This is a genomic window from Pseudomonas sp. CGJS7, from assembly GCF_036961695.1.
Genome location: NZ_JBAMDI010000010.1, coordinates 1 through 21096, shown reverse-complemented (window position 1 = coordinate 21096; position 21096 = coordinate 1). Strand labels below are relative to the sequence as shown.

The following is a 21096-nucleotide window of genomic DNA, read 5'->3' as shown; positions in this document are numbered from 1 at the left end:
CGGCCATGGGCGAAACGCTGCGGTCGGCAACGAGGCGCGGCATGACGGCGGCGATGGCCGGTCGCGGACTGACTGTCCATCTGGATCCCTCCGATTGCTCCGGCACACTAACATCGTGGGACGAATGCGCCCACTGTACGGACAGGTCCCCTTCCGTACTGCGCGAGTGCCGCCGGGGCATTCGCCCGCAGTTTGCATGCAATCGGCGGTCGGGCTCAACTCTACGGATTGGTGTTCGCGGCTCGCGCCGCTGCGGGTGGTTGCGCGGTCGCGGCTTGCGCCGCTCCTACAGCTAGCCCATGCCGCATCCGCAGCCCCTGCAGGAGCGGCGCGAGCCGCGACCGCGTCAATTCCGCGGCTACGCCGGCATCAACGCCGCACGAATCGCCAAACGCCCATCGCCCCGCTCGCGCCTACCCGCCCTCACAACCGCAATTCGCTCTGCCGATCGAAGAAATGCATGCGCTCGGCCGCGTACGACAAGTGCACGGTGTCGCCCGGCTGCGGCAGATGGAACGGCGGCAGCCGCAGGACCAGATCGCAGCCGCCGCAGCCCAGATTGAGGAAGGCCTCGTTGCCGACCGGTTCGACCACCTCGACCTTGGCCGGCAAGGTGTTCGCGCCGGCTTCGGCCAGATGCATGTCTTCCGGACGCAGCCCGACCATCAACTCGCGCCCCAGATAAGCCAGCACTTTTTCCCGCATCTCGCCCTGCGGCCGCAGATGCAGCTCCACGCCCTCGCCGATGCGCAGATACAACTCGCCGTCGCGCTCGACCACCGGGCCCCAGAAAATATTCATCTTGGGACTGCCCAGGAAGGTCGCGACGAACAGATTCACCGGCCGCTCGTACAACGCCATCGGCGTGTCGATCTGCTGGATGTGGCCGTCCTTCATCACCACGATGCGCTGGCCCAGGGTCATCGCCTCGACTTGATCGTGGGTGACGTAGATCATGGTGGTGCCGAGCTGGCGATGCAGCCGGGCGATTTCCACCCGCATGGTCATGCGCAGCTTTGCGTCGAGATTGGACAGCGGTTCGTCGAGCAGAAACACCTGCGCCTTGCGCACCAACGCGCGCCCCAGCGCGACCCGCTGGCGCTGGCCGCCCGACAGCGCGGCCGGCTTGCGTTCCAGCAGCGGCTCCAGTTCCAGCATCGCCGCCGCCTTGGCCACCTGCACGGCCACCTCGGCCTTGCTCATGCCGCGCAGCTTCAGGCCGAAACCGAGGTTCTCGGCCACGGTCATGTGCGGGTACAGCGCATAGCTCTGGAACACCATGGCGATGTCGCGATCCTTCGGCGGCACCTCGTTGACCACGCGCTCGCCGATGCTCAGCTCACCGCTGCTGATCGTTTCCAGGCCCGCGATCATCCGCAACAGGGTCGACTTGCCGCAGCCCGAGGGGCCGACCAACACCAGCAACTCGCCGTCGCCGATCTCGAAATCGGCATCGGCCACGCCGACGTAGCCGTTGGGATAAACCTTGCGCAGATGCTGCAGCGTGACCTTCGCCATGAAATCTCCGGACAATGCGAACCGGGCGGTGCGTTTGGCCGCGCCCTGGGCTATTCTGCCATGTAACCGTTTTCATGCGAGCGCCGATCGCAAATCCCGCAACCGCCCCAGGCGGCCCGGATTGGCCGGCGCCGAGCCCAGAACCGCCCCGGAGAACCCACCCGCCCGCATCGCCGCACCCGCAGCACCGTTTCGCCCAGGTCGCGACCGCGCGGCCGGACCGAACTCACGATAACGCGCCGATCGACCGAATCGGCGCGACACCGGAGTCGGCTCCAGGCCGCAGCGCCGCGCCGAAGTTCGCCCATCGTCCAAGCAGCGATATGCTTGGGCGATCCGCCGGGGCCGCCACCGTCCCTGCGACTTGAGCGAACGCCACCGCGGTCCCGCTCGACTCCCCCAACTTTCATGGCCCACCCGCTCCATGCACGACACCCTGTTGCTGTTCGGCGCCACCGGCGATCTCTCCCAGCGTTACCTGTTCCCCTCGCTGGTCCATCTGTGGCGCGACCGGCTGCTGCCGCCCGCGTTCCGGATCGTCGCGGTCGGCCGCCAGGAATTGTCCGACGACGAGTTTCGCGCGTGGCTCCGCGAGCGCATGGCCGGCGAAGTCGCCGACGACCCGGCGGTGGTCGAAGAATTGCTGGGCAAGATCGCCTACGTCTCGGTCGACCTGCGCGATGAGGCGGCGATCTCCACCGCCCTGGCCGGCTATGCCGACCGCGCCAGCGTCAGCTATCTGGCCACGCCGCCGGATTTGTTCGTGCCTTGCGCCAAGGGCCTGAAGGCGGCCGGCCTGCTGGAAGGCGAATCGCGCCTGGTGCTGGAAAAGCCGATCGGCCGCGACCTGGCCTCGGCGCGCGAGATCAACGCCGCGCTCAAGGCCTGCCTGGACGAATCGCGGATCTTCCGCATCGACCATTACCTGGGCAAGGCCGCGGTGCAGAACCTGCTGGCGCTGCGCTTCGGCAACACCTTGCTGGAAGCGGTGTGGCAGCACCGCTGGATCGAATCGGTCGACATCTTCGTCGGCGAAACCGCCGGCGTGGACGGCCGCGAAGGCTATTACGCCGGCTACGGCGCGCTGCGCGACATGGTCCAGAACCACATGCTGCAGTTGCTGGCGCTGATCGCGATGGAGCCGCCGGCCGCGCTCGACGCCGACAGCATCCGCGACGAAAAACGCAAAGTGCTGCGCGCGCTGCGGCCGATGAGCGACGCCGACGTCGCCACCCGTACCGTGCGCGGCCGCTACGCCGCCGGCGTGGTCGAGGGCCGCGCGGTCAAGGGTTTCGTGCACGAATCCACGGTCGAGACCTTCGTCGCGGTGGAAACCTATATCGATAACTGGCGTTGGGCCGGGGTGCCTTTCCGGTTGGTGACCGGCAAACGCTTGGCCGAGCGCGCGACCGAAGTGGTGGTGTCGTTCCGTCCGACCTCGCACTGGCTGTTCGAACGCCCGCGCCGCGGCCGCGAACGCCCCAACCGCCTGCGCATGCGCCTGCAGCCGGACGAAACCATCGAACTGGGCCTGATGGGCAGCCTGGCCGCGCCGGAATGGGGCGCGCTGGAACTCAAGCCGATGTCGCTGGATCTGTCGATGTCGGGCTCGCCGCAGCGGCGGATCGCCTACGAGCGCCTGATCGTCGACGCCTTGCGCGGCAACCAGACCTTGTTCGTGCGCGACGACGAAGTCGAAGCGGCGTGGCAATGGATCGACAGCATTGAAACCGCCTGGACCCGCACCGGCCAGCCCGCGCTGGACTACCCGGCCGGTTCCTGGGGCCCGAGCGAGGCCGAGGGCTTCCTGCCGCCCGGCAACGGCTATGGCGGAGGTCAGGCATGAGCGGTGCGTTGCTCGCGGATATCGGCGGCACCAACGCCCGCTTCGCCCTGGCCTCCTCCGACCCGTCGGTGCCGGCGCTGCTGCCCGACAGCGTGCAGGTGTTCGCGGTCGCCGACTTCCCTTCGCTGGCCGACGCCGCGCGCCATTACCTGGACCGGATCGGCGCCTCGCCCAGCCACGGCGTCTTCGCGGTGGCCGGGCGCGTGGACGGCGACGAAGCGCGGATCACCAATCACCCGTGGGTGATTTCGGCCGAACGCACCCGGATCGCGCTGGGGCTTTCGCGGATCGACCTGGTCAACGATTTCGCCGCCCAGGCGATGGCGGTGTCGCTGCTGGGCACCGGCGATGTGGTACCGATCGGCGGCGCCCGCTGGAACGGCTGGAACGACAGCGGCGACCGCACCTACGCCATCATCGGCCCGGGCACCGGCCTGGGCGTGGGCGCGCTGCTGCGCCGCGACGGCCGCTTCTATCCGCTGCAGACCGAAGGCGGCCATGTCAGCTTCGCCCCCAACAACCCGGAAGAAATCGACGTGTTGCAGCGTCTGTCGGGCGAATTCGGGCGGGTCTCGAACGAGCGCCTGATCAGCGGCAGCGGCCTGGTCAACCTGCACCGGGCCCTGAGCCAGATCGCCGGCGAAGATCCCGGCCCACTGCAACCCCAGGACATCACCGCGATGGCGCGCGAAGGCGACGTGCGCTGTCTGCGCGCGATCGACGTGTTCTGCGCGGTGTTCGGCGCCGCCGCGGGCGATCTGGTGCTGACCTTGGGCGCCTGGGACGGCGTGTTCCTGCCCGGCGGGCTGGTGCCGAAGCTGATGCCGTGGCTGGCCCATTCCGGCTTCCGCCAGCGCTTCGAACACAAGGGCCGGTTCTCGCCGACCATGGCGCGGGTGCCGACCTTGGCGGTGACTCACCCGCAGCCCGGATTGCTCGGCGCGGCGGCGTTGGCGGCGCAGTGCGCGGTTAAGAAGGTCGCGGCTTAACCGGGCCGCTGGAGGGGATTCGCTGAGACCACGCTCCCTCCACCGTCATTCCGGCGAAAGCCGGAACCCATTTTGCTGTTGCTCCCGCTTTCGTCGTGCGTGGATAGGAGCACAAGCAAAATGGGTTCCGGCTTTCGCCGGAATGACGGTAGACACTGCGATCGGCGACGCTGAACCGGCGCGCCCCATCCTTCACGCGCGGGTCGACAGGGTATCCCGGCGCTCGCTACCTGTGTCCGCAATCACATCCGGATCAGCACACGCCCTTAAACCCCGGCGTGCGAAGATCGGCCCATGCTCGACGACTCCAACCCCGTCCCGCACGATCCCGCTCAGCCCCCGGTGCGCGCCTACCGCTGGCACGAACACCGCAGCACCGACACCTGGACCTGGGCCTGCGCGGTGGCGATCGCCGCCGAACTGCGCCGCGATTTGGCCCGGCGCGGGCGCGTACGCCTGTTGCTGTCGGGCGGCGTGTCGCCGGCGCCGGTGTACCGCGCGTTGGCGCGGGCGCCGCTGGATTGGGCCCGGGTCGACATCGCCCTGGTCGATGAGCGCTGGCTGCTGCCCGACGATCCCGACAGCAACGCCCGCCTGGTCCGGCAACACCTGCTGCGCGACAACGCCGCCGCGGCGCGTTTCGAATCGCTGACCCAATCCGGGCGCGGACTGGAAGAAGCGGTCGCCTTCGCCAACGCCCACGCGCGCCAGCCGGCCAGCGCGGTGGTGTTGGGCATGGGCGAGGACGGCCACACTGCCTCGCTGTTTCCGGGCATGTCCGCATTGGATCGGGCGTTGGCATCCAAGCAGCCTTACGTCGCCATCGACGCCACCGGCTCGCCGGGCGCGCGGCAATGGACCAAGCGCATCACCCTGACCCCAGCCGGTTTGGCCTATGCGCAATCGCGCTTGTTGTTGATCCAGGGCGCGGCCAAGCGCGCGACCTTCGAGCAGGCGGTGGCCAGCGGCGATGTGCGGCGCTGGCCGGTGTTGATCGGGTTGGACGGGGATGTGGGTCTGGATGTGCATTGGTGCCCGTGAGCGGGACCGCGAAAGCACAGAGCAGAATCAAAATGGATTCCGGCTTTCGCCGGAATGACGGTAGGTAGGTTGCGCGGTTTTTGTCGGCGTCGCTGATTCAATCGCCATCGCTGACTCACCCACCGTCGCTGATTCACTCACCGTCGTTAATTCACTCACCGTCATTCCGGCGAAAGCCGGAATCCATTTTGACTTTGCTTTTGCTTTTGCATTTGCTCTTCTCTTCGCCGCACCGGAAGCACCGCAAAAACAGAGCCCAATTCGTTTCAATCCAACCCAATCGAAACCCGCGCCGGCAATTTATCGATCTTCAACTCGCCACCGCTCCAAGCCCGCTCGCGCCCATCCACCCGCGTCTTCCCCGGCGCCGTCTCGAACGGCCACGTCACCACAACGCCCCCCGCCGGCACGTCCAACCCGCCGTCGATCTCCAGCGTAGCCTGCCGTCCTTCGCGCCTGAACCGATAACTCAGCTCGCCATACGGCGTGCGCAAACCGCGCACGCTGGCGCCCTCGCCGTCCAGCCACGCCGCCGGCACGCCGGCCGCGATCACCAGCGCCCGATCGACATCGCGGGTATAGGCGAACAGATCCAGGGCCGAACGCACATAGTCCGACTCCACCCACGCATGCGGCAGATCGCCGACGAAGAACGGCTTGCGCGGCGTACGCGAAACCACTTCGGCCCATTGGTTCCACCCGCGCGGCTGCTGATCCTTGAAGAAGAACTCCAGCGCCTCATGCGCACGCTCGCGCCAGCCCAGCCGCACGAAGCTGCCGATGGTGCGCAGCTCGTACGGGGTGTAGTCCTTCCATTCGCGGCGCCCGTCGCGGCGATCGACGAATTCCTTCCAGTAACGCTCGAAGGTGTTGTTCAACAAGGTCTTCGGCAACAAACCCTGCTCGCCGCCCGGCGCCAGCGCGATGGTGGTGGAGGTCGCATCGAAATCGCCGAGTTCGGCCGCGCCGGGGATGTAGTCGATGGCGTGCTTGTCGGTGGCGTGGCCGATGGATGCGTACAGATCCGCGCGGAACTGATCGCGCGAAGCCGCAAACGCCTTGGCCTGCGCGTCCTTGCCTAACCACTGCGCGATTTCCACCGCGTCCTTGTAACCGCGCAACGCCCAGAAGTTGTCCCAGTACGAATGCATCGGCTTGGCCGAATAGCCTTCGTGGCTGATCGAGGCCGGCATCATTCCGTAGAAGGCCGGATCGCGCGCGCGGTTGGCCGCGGTGCGCTCGCTCAGGCGCAACTGGTCCATGTAACGCACCGCGCCCTCGACGTGCGGCCACATCGATTCGAGCAAGCCGCGGTCGCGGTTGTAGCGGTACAGCTCGGCGATGGTGAAGATCAGTTCGCCGTGGCTGTCGTTCTCCGGCACCGGGTCGCTGCCGCGGTCGTCGACGCAGCACGGCACTTTGCCGTTGTCGAACTGGTACGGCGCGTACCAGCGCAGGAACTCCTCGGCTACGTCGGCGCGCCCCATCCGCAGCAAGCCTTCGTTGATCATCGCGCCGTCGCGGATCCAGGCGCGCGCGTAGGAGCGCGTGCCCGGTTGCAGGCGCGGGCCGGTGCGGCTGATCAACATATGCGCCAGGCCGGTGCGCAAGGTATCGACCACGTGCTGGCCCGCCTTCGGCACGCGCAACCCGACCCGGTCGAGTTTCTGCCGCCATTGCTCGGCCACCATCTGCTGAAGCGCAGCCACTTCGGCCGGGTCGACGAAACGTCCGTCGTCCTCGCCGATCAGCGCGGTGCTCCAGGCGAATTCGCGCGATTGGCCCGGGCCCAGCGTCACCTCGTACACCAGCGCGCCCGACGCCATCGCGTTGCGGTCCGCTTCGACCCCGGTGGTGGCCGATCCGCCCAGACGCCGCAGCATCCGCGCTTCGGGCGTGCACGTCGCGCAGGTCAGCGACCAATCGGCCTGGGCCAGATACTTGAGCACGTCGCCATGGTCGAAGCTGGAAGCCAATGCGGCATCGGCGGCGCTGGCCTGAATTCGGCGCGCAGCCAGCCGGCCGTCGGCGCCTTCGACGCTGAAGCCGTGCTTGTCGCCGCGCAGCGTGCGGATGCGGCTGACGCCGCCGACTTGACTGAGGAACTGGGTCGGCGGATTCACCTGCAACGGCCGCAACGCCAGCACGAACTGGAACGTGCGCTCGCGGTCGCCGTCGTTGGCCAGCCGATAACGCGCCATCAGCCGCGAACCGCCGCCGACCTGGCGGCGGTCGTCGGCGAAGGCGGTGATGTCGAGCTTGAAGCGCGGATGTTGCCAATGCACCGAAGGGATCGGCAGATAACCGTCCTGCAGCGATTGCGACGCGCGCACGTCGGCCCAGCCGAGCAGTTCGCCGTCGCTGATCACGAACGGTTCCAGACTGAAAGCGCCCTTGCCGACTTCGACCGCGCCGTCCTCGCCGATCAAGGCCGAATCGGTGCCGCCGTCGACGCCGATCAAGGTCCAGTACGGCTGCTCGCCGCTGAAACCGCGCGGAAACCGGCCGCGCGGCGCTTCGGCGGCGACCGAGGCGACGAAGTCGTTCGGCGTGGCGGCGAACGCCAAGGGTTTGACTTCGAACTCGGACAGCGCGATGTCCGCACTCGGGCCGATCTGCGCGGTCAGCCGCAGATAGCGCGCCTGCGATTCGGGCAAGGCCAGATAGTCGGCGCCGCCGTCGCCATCGCCGAGCGCGACCGCGTCGCGCCATTGGCGGCCGTCGTCGGACAGCGCCAGCCGATACGCCGAAGCGTAGTGCTTCCCGGCCCAGCGCAACACCACGCCGCCCAGTTCGCGGCTGCGGCCCAGATCGACCGTCAGCTGTGGCGGCTTGGCGGGGTCCAGGCGCGCGCGCCAAGCGGTGTCGGGGTTGCCGTCGACGGCGCGCTCGGCGGCGCCGCCCGGCAGCGCCGTGTTGGCACTGGCGTTAGCGGTGTACGGGCCGCCCGGATCGACCGGCAGCGGCTGCAGGCTCAGCGAATCGAAGCACACCGATCCCTTGCCGCCGGCGCTGTTGTAGACGGTGAATTCGAGTTTGGCGCTGCGGCGCAGCGCAGGGTCCGGCGCCGGGCCCCAGGCGCGGCTGATGTGGCGCTGCTTGTAGACGACCGGCGTCCACTGCTTCGGGAAATCGTACTTGGGCTTGTTGACCCACCACACGTTGTCGCCGCTGGCGTCGACCAGCTTGAACTGCAGATCGTTGGCCGGCGAATCGCCGCGCAGTTGGAACGCGAACTGGTAGTTGTCCGGATACTCCAGCGGCAACTCGCGCTGCAGGCCGGCGTAACCGGACACGCCGTTGAAATCGTAGTCCAGGCACAGGGCCGCTCCCTGCGCGCCCTCGGTCTTGCGCAGGCTGGCGGTGACTTGGTCGGAGACGACGACTTTCCACGGCGAGGCGGATTCGAAATCGTCGAGGGTGCGCGGGGATGCGGGCGATGTCAGCGCCGGTGCTGCTTCGACCGAGAACGCGAGCGCAGACAAAGCCAGCGCGAGTCGTGCGGCCACTTTCATACCGACTGCCATCATCGCCATCCGTCCTCTCAATCCCGCCTTCTTTGCCTTCATCGTGTCACCGCGTATTGCTTGGCCATGCTGTCGCCGCTCTCACCACCGTCATTCCGGCGAAAGCCGGAATCCATTTTGATTTTGTTTCGCCGCAGCAGCGTCTTCGAGTGCAAAGGCAAGATCAAAATGGATTCCGGCTTTCGCCGGAATGACGGGCTTGAGGGTTGCGCACGATAAAACCAGCGCATTCGAAGGCGTCCGAAGCGCGCCCTGCCCTCAGCCCTTGACGCTACCGACCAGCAAACCCTGCAAGTAGTAACGCTGCAACACCAAAAACAGCAGCAACACCGGCACCACCGTCACCACCGACCCGGCCATCATCATCTCGTTGTCCTGCACGTGTTCGCGCGACAGCGACGCCAGCGCCACCGGCAAGGTCTGCAGGTCCTGGTCGCTGAGCACGATCAGCGGCCACATGAAATCGTTCCAGGCGCCGAGGAAGCTGAAGATCGCCAGGGTCACCAGAATCGGCCGCAGCGCCGGCAGCACGATCTGGAAGAAGATCCGCATCTCGCCGGCGCCGTCGATCCGCGGCGCTTCCAGCAGCTCATCGGGAATCGAGCGCGCGTACTGGCGCACCAGGAAAATGCCGAAGATGCCGGCCATGCCCGGCACCACCGCGCCGGCATAGCTGTTGATCAGCCCCATCTGCTTGAGCATCAGGAACAGCGGCATCATCGTCACCTGCGCAGGAATCACCAGCGCCGCCAGCAACACCCGGAACACGCCCTCGCGCCCGCGGAACTGGAGCTTGGCGAAGGCGTACCCGGCCAAGGTGTTGAGCAGCACCGCGATCACCGTGACCAGGGTCGAGACCAGGAAGCTGTTGAACAGATACCGGCCCATGCCCATGCGCGAGAACAACTCGCGGTAGTTGTGCAGGGTCGGATCGGCCGACCACAACGGCGGCGGGAACGCGGACGCCTCGCCGGGCTGCATCACCGAGACCGCGAACATCCACAGCAACGGCGCCAGGCTCAATCCGGCCAGGCCGATCAACAAGCCGTTGACGATGGCTTTGGCCAACCACGCCGGCATGCCCGAGTCGTTCATTCGACCCCCTTGCGCCGCGCGATCCACATCAGCCCGCTGGTCGCCGCGGTCATCAGCACGAACAGCAAGAACGCCACCGCCGAAGCGTTGCCCAGGTTCCACCACTTGAAGCCTTCTTCGTACATCAGGTACAGCACGCTGACCGTGCTCTGCAACGGCCCGCCCTGAGTGATGACGTAAGGTTCGGCGAACAACTGGAAATAACCGGCCAGGGTCAGGATGCCGACCATCAGCAGCACCGGCCCCAGAATCGGCAAGGTGATGTAGCGGAACTGCCGCGCCTGCCCCGCGCCGTCGATGCGCGCGGCTTCGTACAGATCCTCGGGGATCGCCTGCAGGCCGGCGAGGAAGATGATCATGTTGTAGCCGAAGTTCTTCCACACCGCGAACAGGATGATGCTCGGCATCGCCCAGTGCGGATCGCCGAGCCAATCGACCGGATCGATCCCGACCCAACTCAGCGCCCAGTTCACCAGACCGTAGCGGGTGTGGAACAGATAGCGCCAGATCACCGCCACCGCCACCACCGTGGTCACCACCGGCGCGAAGAACGCGGTGCGGAAGAACGGTTTGAACGCGCCGAGCTTGGAGTGCAGCAACAACGCCGCGCCCAGCGACACGCCGATCGACAACGGCACCCCGACCGCGACGAAGTACAAGGTGTTGCCCAGCGCGCTCCAGAACAGCGGGTTCTTGAGCAGGTTGAGGTAATTGTCGAAAGCGACGAAGCGCAGGTTCTCGATATGCGCCAATGAATAAATGTCGAAATCGGTCAGGCTCAAGGCCAGCGCCGCCAGCACCGGCACGCCGAAGAACAGGCCGATCACGGTCAGCGCGGGCGCGGCGAACACCCAGCCAGCGGTCGAAGGTTTCATCCGCCCTCCTTCGTCGCCGCGCCGGGTGCGGCCTTTGCGGCGTGATCGAGCATCCAGCGGCGCTTTTCCAGGATCTTGTCGGCGCGGCGGTCTAGCTCGGCCGCGGCTTGGTCGACAGTGACGCGGCCGTTGGCCAGTTGCTCGCCGACGACTTTGATCTCCATGGCGATGCGCTCCCACTCCGGCACCTTCGGCGTCGGCCGCGCGCGTTCGAGCTGATCGCGGAAGGCGCGCGCGTACGGGTCGCTGAGCAGCGCCGGCGCGTTCCAGGATTCGCGCCGCGGCGGCAGGTTGCCGGTCAGACCGTGAAAACGCGCCTGCACCTGCGGCTCGGACAGATACGAAATGAGTTTCCAGGCCGCGTCCTTGCGCTGCGAATCGTGGAACAGCACGAAGCTGGCGCCGCCGGCCACCGACGCGCCCGGGCCGTTCTCGCCCGGCAGCGGCATGGTCATCCAGCTCGATTGCAAGTCCGGCGGCAGCCGCTTCTTGAACTCGGCGATGTTCCAGGGGCCGTTGACGTAGAAACTGAAATAGCCGCGGCCGAATTCGTTCCAGACGTTGGCGATCTGGGTGTTGCTGGCCAGCGGGGCCCACTTGTTCTGGAACACGTCGCTGTAGAACGTCAGCGCGCGCTTGAATCCGGGACTGCGGAAATTGCCGTAACGCCCGTCTTCGCGCAGCAACGGCTCGGGCGACTGGATGCCCAGGTTCAACAGCGGCTCGGGTTCGTTGAGCGGAAACAGCACGGCGTAACGCTTGGGACCGACCTCGCGCTTGATCGCGGCCATCGCGGTCTTCCATTCGGCCCAGGTCCGCGGCGGCTCGGCGATGCCGGCCTGCTTGAGCAAATCCGGGCGATAGAACGGCAAGCGCGTTTCCACGTACCACGGCACCGCATACACCTGTCCGCCGATCACCCCGGTGTCCCAGGCGCCGGCGAAGTAGTCGGCGCCGTTAACCGACGGCGTCTGGCGCAAGCGCGGGGCCAGCGGCTCCAGTGCGTCGAGCAAGGCGAATTCGGAAATCCAGGTGTTGCCGATGGCGCCGACGTCGGGCAGCGAGTCGCCGGCGAACGCGGTCAGCAGCTTCTCGTGCGCGGAGGTGATCGGCAGTTGCTGCACCTGCACGCGGATCTCGGGATGGCGGCGTTCGAACTCGGGAATCAGCTGGACGACCATCTCGCCTTCGAAACCCATCGCCCAGAACTTCACCAGCGTGCGTCCGTCGTCGCGGCCCGAGCAACTGCCCAGCAACACCGTCAGCGCGATCAAACCCGCCGCTGAAGCGGCGCGGCGGACGACGCCGGAGCGAAGACTACGCAATGAGACCCACCCGCGCAGACGCTGCGCCATCGCCCCGCCCTCGCGCCACGACGATCGCTTCGCGCTGCGCGCAACGGGCCGCGGGGCCTGGCTCATGCCGTCATTCCGGCTTGGGCGCATTCTGCTTCGCCGGCGCGTTGGTACGGCCGGCGCGCGATTCGGCTTCGCCCAGCGCGCGCGCGGTGGCCGGGTCCATGCTGCCGGCCGGCTTCGCCTCGGGCTTGGCCGCCTCGGCCGCTTTGTTGTCTTTCTCGCCGTCCTTGCCCTTGCCCGCGTCGGCCGGCGTCAACCAACCGCCCTTGAACCCGGCACGCTCCAGGCCCGTGCGGATGTAGGGATTGCGCTTCATCACGTTCCAGACGAACTCGTTGCGGTAGTTGCTGATCATCGCCAGGATCGGCCCCTGGTCGATGCCGATGTAATCGCTCGACACCCAGCCGTGATCGGGCACCAGGCGCCCGGTCTTGAGCGGGATGTCGTACTTGAAGCTGGGATTGAACGAGTCCAGGAAGCCGTAGCTGGAATAGATGTACTCGCCGTAGCGCTCGTGCATGGTCACCGTGGTCGGGATCACGATCTCCGGCGCGAACGGCAACGAAGCGATCGCCGCGGTCGGGGCGATGGTGCCGTCGTCGAAGTTCTCGCGCAGGCCCGCGCCGCGCGCCGAGTAATGGCGGAACTGGCGCTGCTCGCCGCGGTATTCCTGCAACGAGTTCTGCGGACCGTCGCTGGCGGTCAGGCCCCAGACCTCGGGACCGTAGTCCTCCCACTTCATCGGGTTGGCGATGGCGTAGGCGCGCTGGGCATAGGCGGCGCGGCGGCTGTTCTCGAAATAGTCGATGCCGCGCTCGCGGATGTAATCGTCCTGGATGCCGCGGAAATCGATCCAGACGTGGCTGTACTGGTGGCCGAACAACGGCCCGAAGGCCAGGAACTCCTCGCCCTGGTACACGCCCCAGACATCGTTGTAGGTACGCGTCCACACCGTCCACGCTTCCGGACCGACCGGATAGGTCGGCGAGCCCAGCGCCAGCACGTACAGCAGCATGGCTTCGTTGTAGCCCATCCAGTCGTGCTTGATGAAGCCGCTCTCGGGGAACCAGCCCATCGAGATCAGCGGCTTGTTCTGTTGCAGCCAGGTCCAGTCCACGCGCTTGTACAGCGTGTCGGCCATGGCGCGGATTTCCTTCTCGCGCGGGTCGTCGCGGTCGTAATAGGACTGGGCGAACAGCACGCCCATCATCAACAGACCGGTGTCCACGCTGGACAGCTCGACCCAGCTGTCGTAACGCTGGCCCTTCTGCATGTCCAGGAAGTGGTAATAGAAGCCTTTGTACGCGCCCTTGCCCGTCGCCTGCGGGCCGCTGGGCAGATCGCGCAGAAACTTCAAGGTGGTCAGGGTGCGGTCGACCGCCTGGGTGCGGCTGACCCAGCCGCGTTCGATTCCGATCGGATAGGCGGTCAGCGCGAAGCCGATCGAGGCGATGCTCGCGAACGGCCGTGAGGGATAACGGTCGGGCGTCAGCCCGTTCTGCTCGTTGGTGGTGTCCCAGAAAAACTGGAACGTCCGCTTCTCGATATCGCGGAACAACGGCGGCAGTTCCAGACGTTCTTGCTTGAGCGGCTCCACCACCACCGGCTCGGCGCTCACGATCGGCTGAGTCTGCGATTGCGTCTCCGGCTTCTTGCATGCCGACACAACGAGCAACACCGTGCCCAGGACAGCCAAGGAAACTGCGCGTGTTGTCGTTTTGACGCGTTGCATGAAGCCGAAAACCCCTGTGTTCTCGTGGTTGTTGAATCAGACCCGGGCGAGGCGGAAACGTTCACTGTGCCTGGCCGTTGTTACCTACGCCGCTCCGGCCGCCGTGCGGCGGCCGGAGCGAACGCTTACCAGTTGAAGCCCATCGACAGCTTGAAGCTGCGGGTCGGCAGCGCGATGTTGTCGCGACGCTCGCCCAGGCGCGGGTTCGGCACCGCCTGAGTACCGCGGTAGGTGTCGAAGTCGATGTAGTTGCGCCAGTTGAAGACGTTGAGCACATCGCCGCGGGCCCAGAACTTGATCCCGGCGCCGGTGTCCCATTCCTTCTGCAACGCCATGTCGAACTGCTTGAAGCCGATGGTGTTGCCCGGCGTGTACGGATCGAAGTAGCAGTTCAGATCGCCGTAGCGGACGCAGTTGGTCGATTCCTCCGCTTCCGGGCTGGCCAAGGTCAACTTGCCCGACAAGGTCATGCCGTAGAAATCCATGATGCCGGTGGCGACGAAGCGGTGCTTGGACACGCCCAGCGCGCGGGTGAAACCGACCTTGTCCAGATTCGGATAATCGAAGGTGAAGATGTCGGAGTTGTTGCGGTTCTCCTTGGCGTCGGTGTAGGTGTACGCGAAGCTCGCGCCCCAGCCCGATTCCTCGGTGAACGGCTTGTCCAGCGACAGCAGCACCTGCTTGGTCTTGGTCTCCACCGCGTTGTCGCCGATGAAGAACTTGCCGAAGCCCGGCAGGTTGAAGTCGAACGGCGCGCCGCCGAAGGTCCGGCCCGGCGGGAAGAAGCTGCCGTCCGGGCGGCGATTGCCCAGCGCGAACAAGATGCCGTCGTGGCTGCGCACATACACCAGGCTCGCCGAGGAGTTCCATTCCTGGCCGAACATGGCGAAGCCGTTGCGCATGCCCAAGCTGAACTGATCGGAGTACGGCGTCTTCAGATCGTTGTTGAGCAGGAACACTTCGCTGCCCGCGTTCGGACGTTGGCGCGCCAGCGCGGCCAGGGTTTCCGGATCGTAGAAGCTGGGATCGAAGTTGAAGCAGTTACCGGTCGGAGTGACCGTGCACTGATGCCCCGGCGAATTGAACTGATAGGTGATCTGCTGGAACGCCAGGCGATAACGCTCGAACGAGAGGTAGTCGAACTGATTGCGGTTGTACGACCGCCCGGCGCCGCCGAAGATCACATGGCGCTCATCGCCGTTGAGATCGTAGGAGAAGCCCAGGCGCGGCTGCCAGCCGTCCTTGAACGCCTTGCGGTTGTTGCCGGTGCTGATGTAGTCGTTGATGTTGTAGTCGACGCCCGGCTGATGGATGTTGGAGAAGCCCTGCAGCGCGGCGACCAGACTGGCCGGGGTGCGGAAGTCCTCGTAGCTCGGCGTGGTCTCGTAATCCCAACGCAGACCCAGGTTCAGGGTCAGGTGTTCGTTGACCTCCCAGTCGTCCTGCAGATAGATGCCGAACTGCTTGTTTTTGGAGGTCACGCTGGGCGGGAAATCGCTGAAACTCCCGGAGAAATTGACTTCGTACGGGGTGGCGAAGTTGCGGATGTCGTAACGGAACTGCGGCGAGTACGGCTGTTTCTCCATCGCGGTGATGTCGATCAGCTTGTACTTCAGGCCGGCCTTGACCGTGTGGCCGTCCCAGCCGCTCCAGGTGAAGTCGTTCTGCAGCGCGTAACCCTTCTGACCCTTGTCCTGGAAGTCGCCGCCGCCGCCGAAGAACAACACTTCTTCCATGGCCGGATTATTGTTGTTTTCTTCGCCCTGCCGCGGCACGCGCAATTGATAACCGTTGGCCAGCGTCGCCGGACGCGGGCCGAAGGTGGTGTCCTCATAGGTCAGATGCGCGTCGTTGAGCCAGTTGGCGGCGCTGTACTGATAACGCAGATCCAGACGGGTTTCCTCGCCGGCCTTGAGCGTGCCGTACTCGCCCACACGGGCGCCGCCGATGTTGGTCAGCTCATCTTCCTTGCGGTACTTGGCGGTGAATTCGATCAAGTGAGCGTCGCCCGGGCTCCAGTCGATCTTGCCGAAATACAGATCTTCCTTGAACGGCGCGCTGATCGATTGCCGCGCCATGTCCTGGAACTGCGCCGGAAGTTGGTCGACACGGTAGTTGCGGCCGGGCGTGATAGCGCGCGGCGAGTTGTATTCCTTGCCCTCGTAGGTCACGAAGAAATGCATCCGGTCCTGGATCAACGGACCGCTGAAGGACACACCGTACTGCTCTGCCTTCTGTTGCGCCTTGGGCTCGCCCTTTTCCTCGCGCACGGTCTTGGCCGACCACTGGTCGGAGGTGCGATCCCAGAAAAAGCTGCCGTGGAAGTCGTTGCCGCCGGACTTGGTCACCGCGGTGATCGCCGCGCTGCTGAGCTGGTCGTATTCGGCCTTGTAGTTGGAGGTGATCACCTTGTACTCGGCGATGCCCAACTGCGGGAACGGATTGCCGCGGCTGGAGTCCTGACCGGTGATGCCGCCCTTGAGCACGTAGTCCTTCTGGCCGACGCCGTCGATGTAGACGTTGATGCCGCTGCTGAGCTGGGCGCCGCTGCGCAGCTTGGTCGATCCTTCGGTGCCGGTGGTGAGCTGCACACCCGGCACGATGTCGGCGAAGGCCAGGAAATTGCGCGAGCTTTGCGGCAACGCAGCGATCTGCTTGTTGCTGACGTAAGTGGCGATTTCCGAAGTCTTGGTTTCAACCAGCGCAGTCGAGGTCACCGTGACCTTGTCCAGGTCGGTGGCCTCGCCGGCCGGCGCGGTCTCGGCGACGCCGCCGGTGGACAGATTCAAGGTCGCCGACTGGCCGACCGCGACGCTGACGTTGCGGGTATTGGTCTGGCCGCCGGCATCGACTTCGATGCGATAGGTGCCCGGCGGCAAGCCGGCGAGCGAATAATTGCCGTCCGCGCCGGTCTGCACCTTGCGGCTGAAGCCGCTGGCGACGTTGGTCGCGGTGACGCTGGCGTTGGCGGCCGGGCCGCTGTCGCCGCTGATGGTGCCGCGGATGGTCGCGGCGGTGCTCTGCGCCCAGGCCGCGGGCGCGGTCATGGCGATGCAGCCGAGCAGCGCGCACGCGAGCAGGTTGCGGCGCGAGGCGATGCGGAAAACGGATCTGGGGCGGTGATTGAAGTGCGAATTGTGATGAGTCATCTGCGTTCCTCCCTCCAAGGAGCACGTACTGCGCTTGCGTCGATAAGGCGGCAGCGTTCTGTAACCGCTTACACGCGCGACCAAATTTTTTTCGCCGCGATCAGGCACCGCCCCCTCGGCGTGCTCCCGATTCGCGCACGATCAATTCCGGCCGCAGCGGTTCGTTCTGCCGCGGATTCACAAGGTCTGATTGGTTGTGGTGTTGCGGGTTGGGCTCTGGTTCGATCGGTTGCGCGTCCTGCGCGGCGGCGTCCACGTTCAAACGGGTCAGCAACAAACGCGCGGCGCGGGCGCCGAGCTCGGCGATATTGACCCGCATGGTCGTGAGCGTGGGGTGGACGTAGCGCGCGAGCGGGATATCGTCGAACCCGGTCACGGCGATGTCGGCGGGCACTTTCAGCCCCGCTTGAACCAGCGAAAACAAGCAGCCCAGCGCCATCATGTCGTTGGCGGCGAACACCGCGTCGGGACGTTGCGACGCGCTGATCAAGGCCTGGCCGGCGGCGTGGCCGGAGGCTTCGTCGAACGCTCCGGGCAGCACCCATTCCGGCTCGCCGGGCAGCAAACGCGCCAAGGCCTCGCGGTAGCCGCGCAGACGTTCGTGAGCGTCGAAATTGTCTTCCGGGCCGGCGATGAAGGCGATCCGGCGGTGGCCGCTGGCGACCAGGTACTCGACCATCGCCTGCGCGCCGCCGTAGTTGTCCACGCTCAGCGACAACACTTCCGGCGCATCGCTTTGCGCGTTGATCAACACGATCGGCAAGGCCGGCGACAGTTCCTCGACGATCGAGGCGTGCGCGGCGGCGTACGGCGACATCACCAGCAGACCGTCGACCCGGCCGCGCATCGCGCGCAAGGCCGAAACTTGTTCGTCGGGACGGCCGTGATAACTGGAGACCAGCAGATGCAGGCGATGCTCGCGCGCGACCTGATCGACGCCGCGCACCAGTTCGGAGAAGAATTCGCCGTGCAGATCCGGCAACACCACGCCCAGGGTCTGGGTGCGGCGGCTGCTGAGGCTGCGGGCGGCGGCGTGCGGCGTGTAGCGCAAGTCGTTGGCGACGGCGAGCACGCGCCGACGCACTTCCTCGGCGACGTTGCCGTGGCCGTTCAAGGTCCGCGATACGGTCGCCACCGACACCTGGGCCGCGCGGGCGACATCTTTAATCGTCACGCTCACCACTGTCCTGGCCGCCCCTCGCGGTGGGAAAGTGCGACGACTGTAAACGTTTTCAGGAACGAGTGTAAAGCGCTTGTTATGAAAACCGTTTAAGGCCCGGGACGACCGGCGGCGACAGTATCGCCGATGTTGCGCTGCGCCATGCAGCGCATCGCCCTCGCCGCGCTCAGCGCGCGGCTTCTTCCGGCGTCTTGGCGCTGATCGCCAATGCGTGGATGTCGGTGGTCATCAACTCGCCGACCGCCGCATACACCGCGCGATGCCGCGCGATCGGCATCAGCCCGGCGAACGCGGCGCTGACCACCGCGACGCGGAAATGCCCGCGCCCGTCCTGGGCGCCGGCATGGCCGGCGTGGCGATGGCTTTCGTCTTCGATTTCAAGCGCGGTCGGCGCCAACGCGGCCTCGATGGCCGCGCGGATCGCTTCGACCCGCTGCTCGCGCGGCAACGCGCTCACGGCAGCACCTTGCGGAACGGACGCACCTCGACCCGCGCATACACGCCGGCGGCGACGTAAGGGTCGGCATCGGCCCACTCGCGCGCGGCCTGCAAGGATTCGAACTCGGCGACGATCAGGCTGCCGCTGAAACCGGCCGGACCCGGGTCTTCGGCGTCGATCGCCGGACACGGGCCGGCCAGCAACAGACGGCCTTGGTCGCGCAGCGCGGTCAGGCGCTCCAGATGCGCCGGACGCGCGGCAGCGCGCTTGGGCAGGGCGTCGGCGACGTCGTAACCTTCGATCAGATACCACATGGCCGTGCCTCGACTGCTGTTGCGCGATGGGACGCCTAGTGTAACGGCGCGCGGCAGGCGGGCGACGATGCCGTTTGCGGCGGTTGTCGCGATCGCGCTGCGCGCTGGTGTCGATCGAACCGCGATCGGGCCGCTGACGGACGGCCGGTTCGAATAGAAAACGGCCCGCGATCGCGGGCCGTCGTAGGTGACGCTCGGCAGTGACGCGACAGCGGCGGCGCGCAACGCCCCGCCGCCGCCCTAGCCCGCTCAGGCCACCATCGTCTTCGGCGTCTGCGACTGCGCCGGCTCGGCCTTGGCGGCCTCGGGCACGTCCTGCTTCAGGCGCTGAGTCGATTGCTCGACCGTCTGCTGCACCGCGCTTTCCTTGTTGATGAAGGCGCGGTGGCTGGCCGGATCGTTGAGTTCGCCCTGGACCGCGAACAAGCCGGTGCCGCTGGCGTTGGCCACCACGTGCTTGATCTCGGTCAGACCGCTGGCGCGCGCGTCGTAGGTCAGCGAGGCGGCGGCGCGTTCGAGCTCCTGGTGGTTCTTGAACCCGCCCAGCTTCTCCAGGCCGGCGACCGCCTGCTTGTACATCCCGTTATCGGGATGGGCGGCATCCGACAGCAGCGGGCCGTTGGCCGCGTCGCTGTGGGTGCGCGCCGGTTCGGTCGCGGCATGCTTGGGCTGGGCGCTCTTGAGCTCGCGCAAGGTGTTCTTGCCGGCGATGCCGTCGTCGGTCAGGCCGTGATCGCGCTGGAACGCCTCCACCGCATCCTTGGTGCGCTGGCCGAACTTGCCGTCGGCCACCAGCGGCTTGCCCTCGGCATCTTTGTAACCCAGTTGGGTCAGCCGTTCCTGCAAGGCCTTCACCTCGGGGCCGCGTTCGTCCTTGCGCAGCACGCCGTCGGCCATCGCCGCCTGGCTGTGGCCGCCGGGCGCGGTGTGGCTGTGGCCGCCGCCGGGCGCGGAATGGGTGACGCTGCCCTTGGCCGAGACGTCGCCGACCTTGGCCGGGCCGGTGCGGTTGTCGGCATGCGGCGGACGCTTGTCGGTGGTGAGCGCGCCGCTGTCCATGTCGCGGATGTAGCGATCCATCTGCGGCAGGTAGCTGGTGTTGATGTCGATATGGACGTGCTTGCCGAACGCGTCGGACTTGCCCTTGTTGTAACCGCTCTGCACGCCCAGCGATTCGCCGTACTCGATCTTCTGGCCGACCTGCAGCTTGGTGCCGTGCAGTTCCATGTGCCGGTACTGGGCGATCATTTCGCGGCTGGGATCGCTGGCCGGCTTGTCGTAGATCTGAACGATGCCGTTGGCCGGATCGATCTTGCCGATGTAGCCGTTGGCCACCGCCGGCACCGGCACCGAGGCCGAATTGCCGACCTTGAGGACGAAGTCCTTGGACACGAAATGGTCGCCGTCGCGGGTGACCATCGGCTTGCCGCCGGAACCGAGCAGCTCTTCGCGCTCGCCGTTGACGGTGCCGTACACCCGGCCGGGCTCGTTGCCGCGGCTGGGGTGGTGGCGTTCGATGTCTTCCAGATCGTGGACGTGTTGAACGCCTTTGCCGACCGATTCGACGATGGTGTACTTGGGCATCGCACTTCTCCTTGTCGATGACGATTCGCGGCCCGCGACGCGCGGGCGCGCGGATCAGCGCAGATGCTGGGCCAGTTGCCAGCAATCTTGTTTGAATTCGAATACGTAGGCTTCCGGCGAGCCGATCGTCTTGACCACCTCTTCGTCCGGCGAGAACTCGGCCTTGACCAAATCCAGGCGCATGCGGTCGCCGCTGAGCTTGCGGTCGAGCTTGATCCGGCTCAGCTGGCCGGCGTCCTTGCCCGGTTCGTCATAGGACCATTGGTAGTCGACCATGGCGATCCGGAACGGGTCGGCCTGCTGCGGGGTCTGGCTGGCGATCAGCCGGTCCGGATTGTTGATGTCGCGCACTTCGATGGTCGGGGCGCTGTAGCCGGCGCGGATCTCGGGCTCGGAGGCGAACTGTTCGAGGAAGGTGGCGAAGCCGTCCTCGGTCTTGGCGCAGGCGC

General features: G+C 66.3%; 16 protein-coding genes. 3 read left to right on the top strand and 13 right to left on the bottom strand.

Annotated elements, in window-relative coordinates:
* Window positions 1-423 precede the first annotated feature (423 nt).
* Window positions 424-1518 carry an ABC transporter ATP-binding protein gene (locus V7787_RS08745; RefSeq protein WP_336087296.1) on the bottom strand — a complete coding sequence of 365 codons (1095 nt, stop codon included), beginning with the start codon at window positions 1516-1518 and terminating at the stop codon, window positions 424-426.
* Between the two features lie 424 nt (window positions 1519-1942).
* On the opposite strand from V7787_RS08745, the gene zwf reads away from it, so the two are divergent.
* The 3 genes from zwf to pgl all read left to right on the top strand — a co-directional run bounded on the left by zwf (window position 1943) and on the right by pgl (window position 5394).
* Entirely contained in the window at window positions 1943-3364 is a 1422-nt protein-coding gene (zwf, locus tag V7787_RS08740) for a glucose-6-phosphate dehydrogenase (RefSeq protein WP_336087294.1), read from the top strand.
* Window positions 3361-4353 (top strand): glucokinase, encoded by a 993-nt coding sequence (gene glk / locus V7787_RS08735; protein ID WP_336087292.1) that lies wholly within the window; start codon window positions 3361-3363, stop codon window positions 4351-4353. Before zwf ends, glk begins: the two co-directional genes overlap by 4 nt.
* 294 nt (window positions 4354-4647) lie before the next feature.
* Window positions 4648-5394, top strand: coding sequence for a 6-phosphogluconolactonase (gene pgl, locus V7787_RS08730; RefSeq protein WP_336087290.1), 747 nt, complete (start codon window positions 4648-4650; stop codon window positions 5392-5394).
* A gap of 27 nt (window positions 5395-5421) precedes the next feature.
* On the opposite strand, the gene V7787_RS08725 is transcribed toward pgl, so the two are convergent.
* The 12 genes from V7787_RS08725 to V7787_RS08670 all read right to left on the bottom strand — a co-directional run.
* A complete protein-coding gene (locus V7787_RS08725) occupies window positions 5422-5664 on the bottom strand; it encodes a hypothetical protein (RefSeq protein ID WP_336087288.1) in 243 nt (80 codons plus the stop codon).
* Window positions 5661-8921 (bottom strand): discoidin domain-containing protein, encoded by a 3261-nt coding sequence (locus V7787_RS08720; RefSeq protein WP_336087285.1) that lies wholly within the window; start codon window positions 8919-8921, stop codon window positions 5661-5663. Before V7787_RS08720 ends, V7787_RS08725 begins: the two co-directional genes overlap by 4 nt.
* 258 nt (window positions 8922-9179) lie before the next feature.
* On the bottom strand, window positions 9180-10016 hold the full coding sequence (locus tag V7787_RS08715; protein WP_336087283.1) for a carbohydrate ABC transporter permease: 837 nt from the start codon (window positions 10014-10016) through the stop codon (window positions 9180-9182).
* A complete protein-coding gene (locus V7787_RS08710; protein ID WP_336087281.1) occupies window positions 10013-10891 on the bottom strand; it encodes a carbohydrate ABC transporter permease in 879 nt (292 codons plus the stop codon). Before V7787_RS08710 ends, V7787_RS08715 begins: the two co-directional genes overlap by 4 nt.
* The gene (locus V7787_RS08705) at window positions 10888-12216 is read right to left on the bottom strand and encodes a sugar ABC transporter substrate-binding protein (RefSeq protein ID WP_336087279.1); all 1329 of its coding nucleotides are present in this window, start codon (window positions 12214-12216) and stop codon (window positions 10888-10890) included. Before V7787_RS08705 ends, V7787_RS08710 begins: the two co-directional genes overlap by 4 nt.
* 100 nt (window positions 12217-12316) lie before the next feature.
* Window positions 12317-13945 (bottom strand): glucoamylase family protein, encoded by a 1629-nt coding sequence (locus V7787_RS08700; RefSeq protein WP_336087277.1) that lies wholly within the window; start codon window positions 13943-13945, stop codon window positions 12317-12319.
* A gap of 161 nt (window positions 13946-14106) precedes the next feature.
* Entirely contained in the window at window positions 14107-17130 is a 3024-nt protein-coding gene (locus tag V7787_RS08695) for a TonB-dependent receptor (RefSeq protein WP_336087274.1), read from the bottom strand.
* A gap of 100 nt (window positions 17131-17230) precedes the next feature.
* Window positions 17231-18304 (bottom strand): LacI family DNA-binding transcriptional regulator, encoded by a 1074-nt coding sequence (locus V7787_RS08690; RefSeq protein ID WP_336087272.1) that lies wholly within the window; start codon window positions 18302-18304, stop codon window positions 17231-17233.
* 172 nt (window positions 18305-18476) lie between these two features.
* Entirely contained in the window at window positions 18477-18767 is a 291-nt protein-coding gene (locus tag V7787_RS08685) for a BolA family protein (RefSeq protein ID WP_336087269.1), read from the bottom strand.
* Window positions 18764-19063 carry a YciI family protein gene (locus V7787_RS08680; protein ID WP_336087267.1) on the bottom strand — a complete coding sequence of 100 codons (300 nt, stop codon included), beginning with the start codon at window positions 19061-19063 and terminating at the stop codon, window positions 18764-18766. Before V7787_RS08680 ends, V7787_RS08685 begins: the two co-directional genes overlap by 4 nt.
* A gap of 249 nt (window positions 19064-19312) precedes the next feature.
* Window positions 19313-20647 carry a peptidoglycan-binding domain-containing protein gene (locus V7787_RS08675; RefSeq protein ID WP_336087264.1) on the bottom strand — a complete coding sequence of 445 codons (1335 nt, stop codon included), beginning with the start codon at window positions 20645-20647 and terminating at the stop codon, window positions 19313-19315.
* A gap of 54 nt (window positions 20648-20701) precedes the next feature.
* Window positions 20702-21096, bottom strand: a 395-nt coding sequence (locus V7787_RS08670) for a hypothetical protein (RefSeq protein ID WP_336087262.1), incomplete at its 5' end; no start/stop codon positions are given.

Coding starts and splice junctions, on each gene's coding strand:
- V7787_RS08715 (WP_336087283.1), bottom strand. CDS start 10,016: ATGAACGACTCGGGCATGCCGGCGTGGTTGGCCAAAGCCATCGTCAAC.
- V7787_RS08720 (WP_336087285.1), bottom strand. CDS start 8,921: ATGGCAGTCGGTATGAAAGTGGCCGCACGACTCGCGCTGGCTTTGTCT.
- V7787_RS08675 (WP_336087264.1), bottom strand. CDS start 20,647: ATGCCCAAGTACACCATCGTCGAATCGGTCGGCAAAGGCGTTCAACAC.
- zwf (WP_336087294.1), top strand. CDS start 1,943: ATGCACGACACCCTGTTGCTGTTCGGCGCCACCGGCGATCTCTCCCAG.
- glk (WP_336087292.1), top strand. CDS start 3,361: ATGAGCGGTGCGTTGCTCGCGGATATCGGCGGCACCAACGCCCGCTTC.
- pgl (WP_336087290.1), top strand. CDS start 4,648: ATGCTCGACGACTCCAACCCCGTCCCGCACGATCCCGCTCAGCCCCCG.
- V7787_RS08695 (WP_336087274.1), bottom strand. CDS start 17,130: ATGACTCATCACAATTCGCACTTCAATCACCGCCCCAGATCCGTTTTC.
- V7787_RS08680 (WP_336087267.1), bottom strand. CDS start 19,063: ATGTGGTATCTGATCGAAGGTTACGACGTCGCCGACGCCCTGCCCAAG.
- V7787_RS08745 (WP_336087296.1), bottom strand. CDS start 1,518: ATGGCGAAGGTCACGCTGCAGCATCTGCGCAAGGTTTATCCCAACGGC.
- V7787_RS08710 (WP_336087281.1), bottom strand. CDS start 10,891: ATGAAACCTTCGACCGCTGGCTGGGTGTTCGCCGCGCCCGCGCTGACC.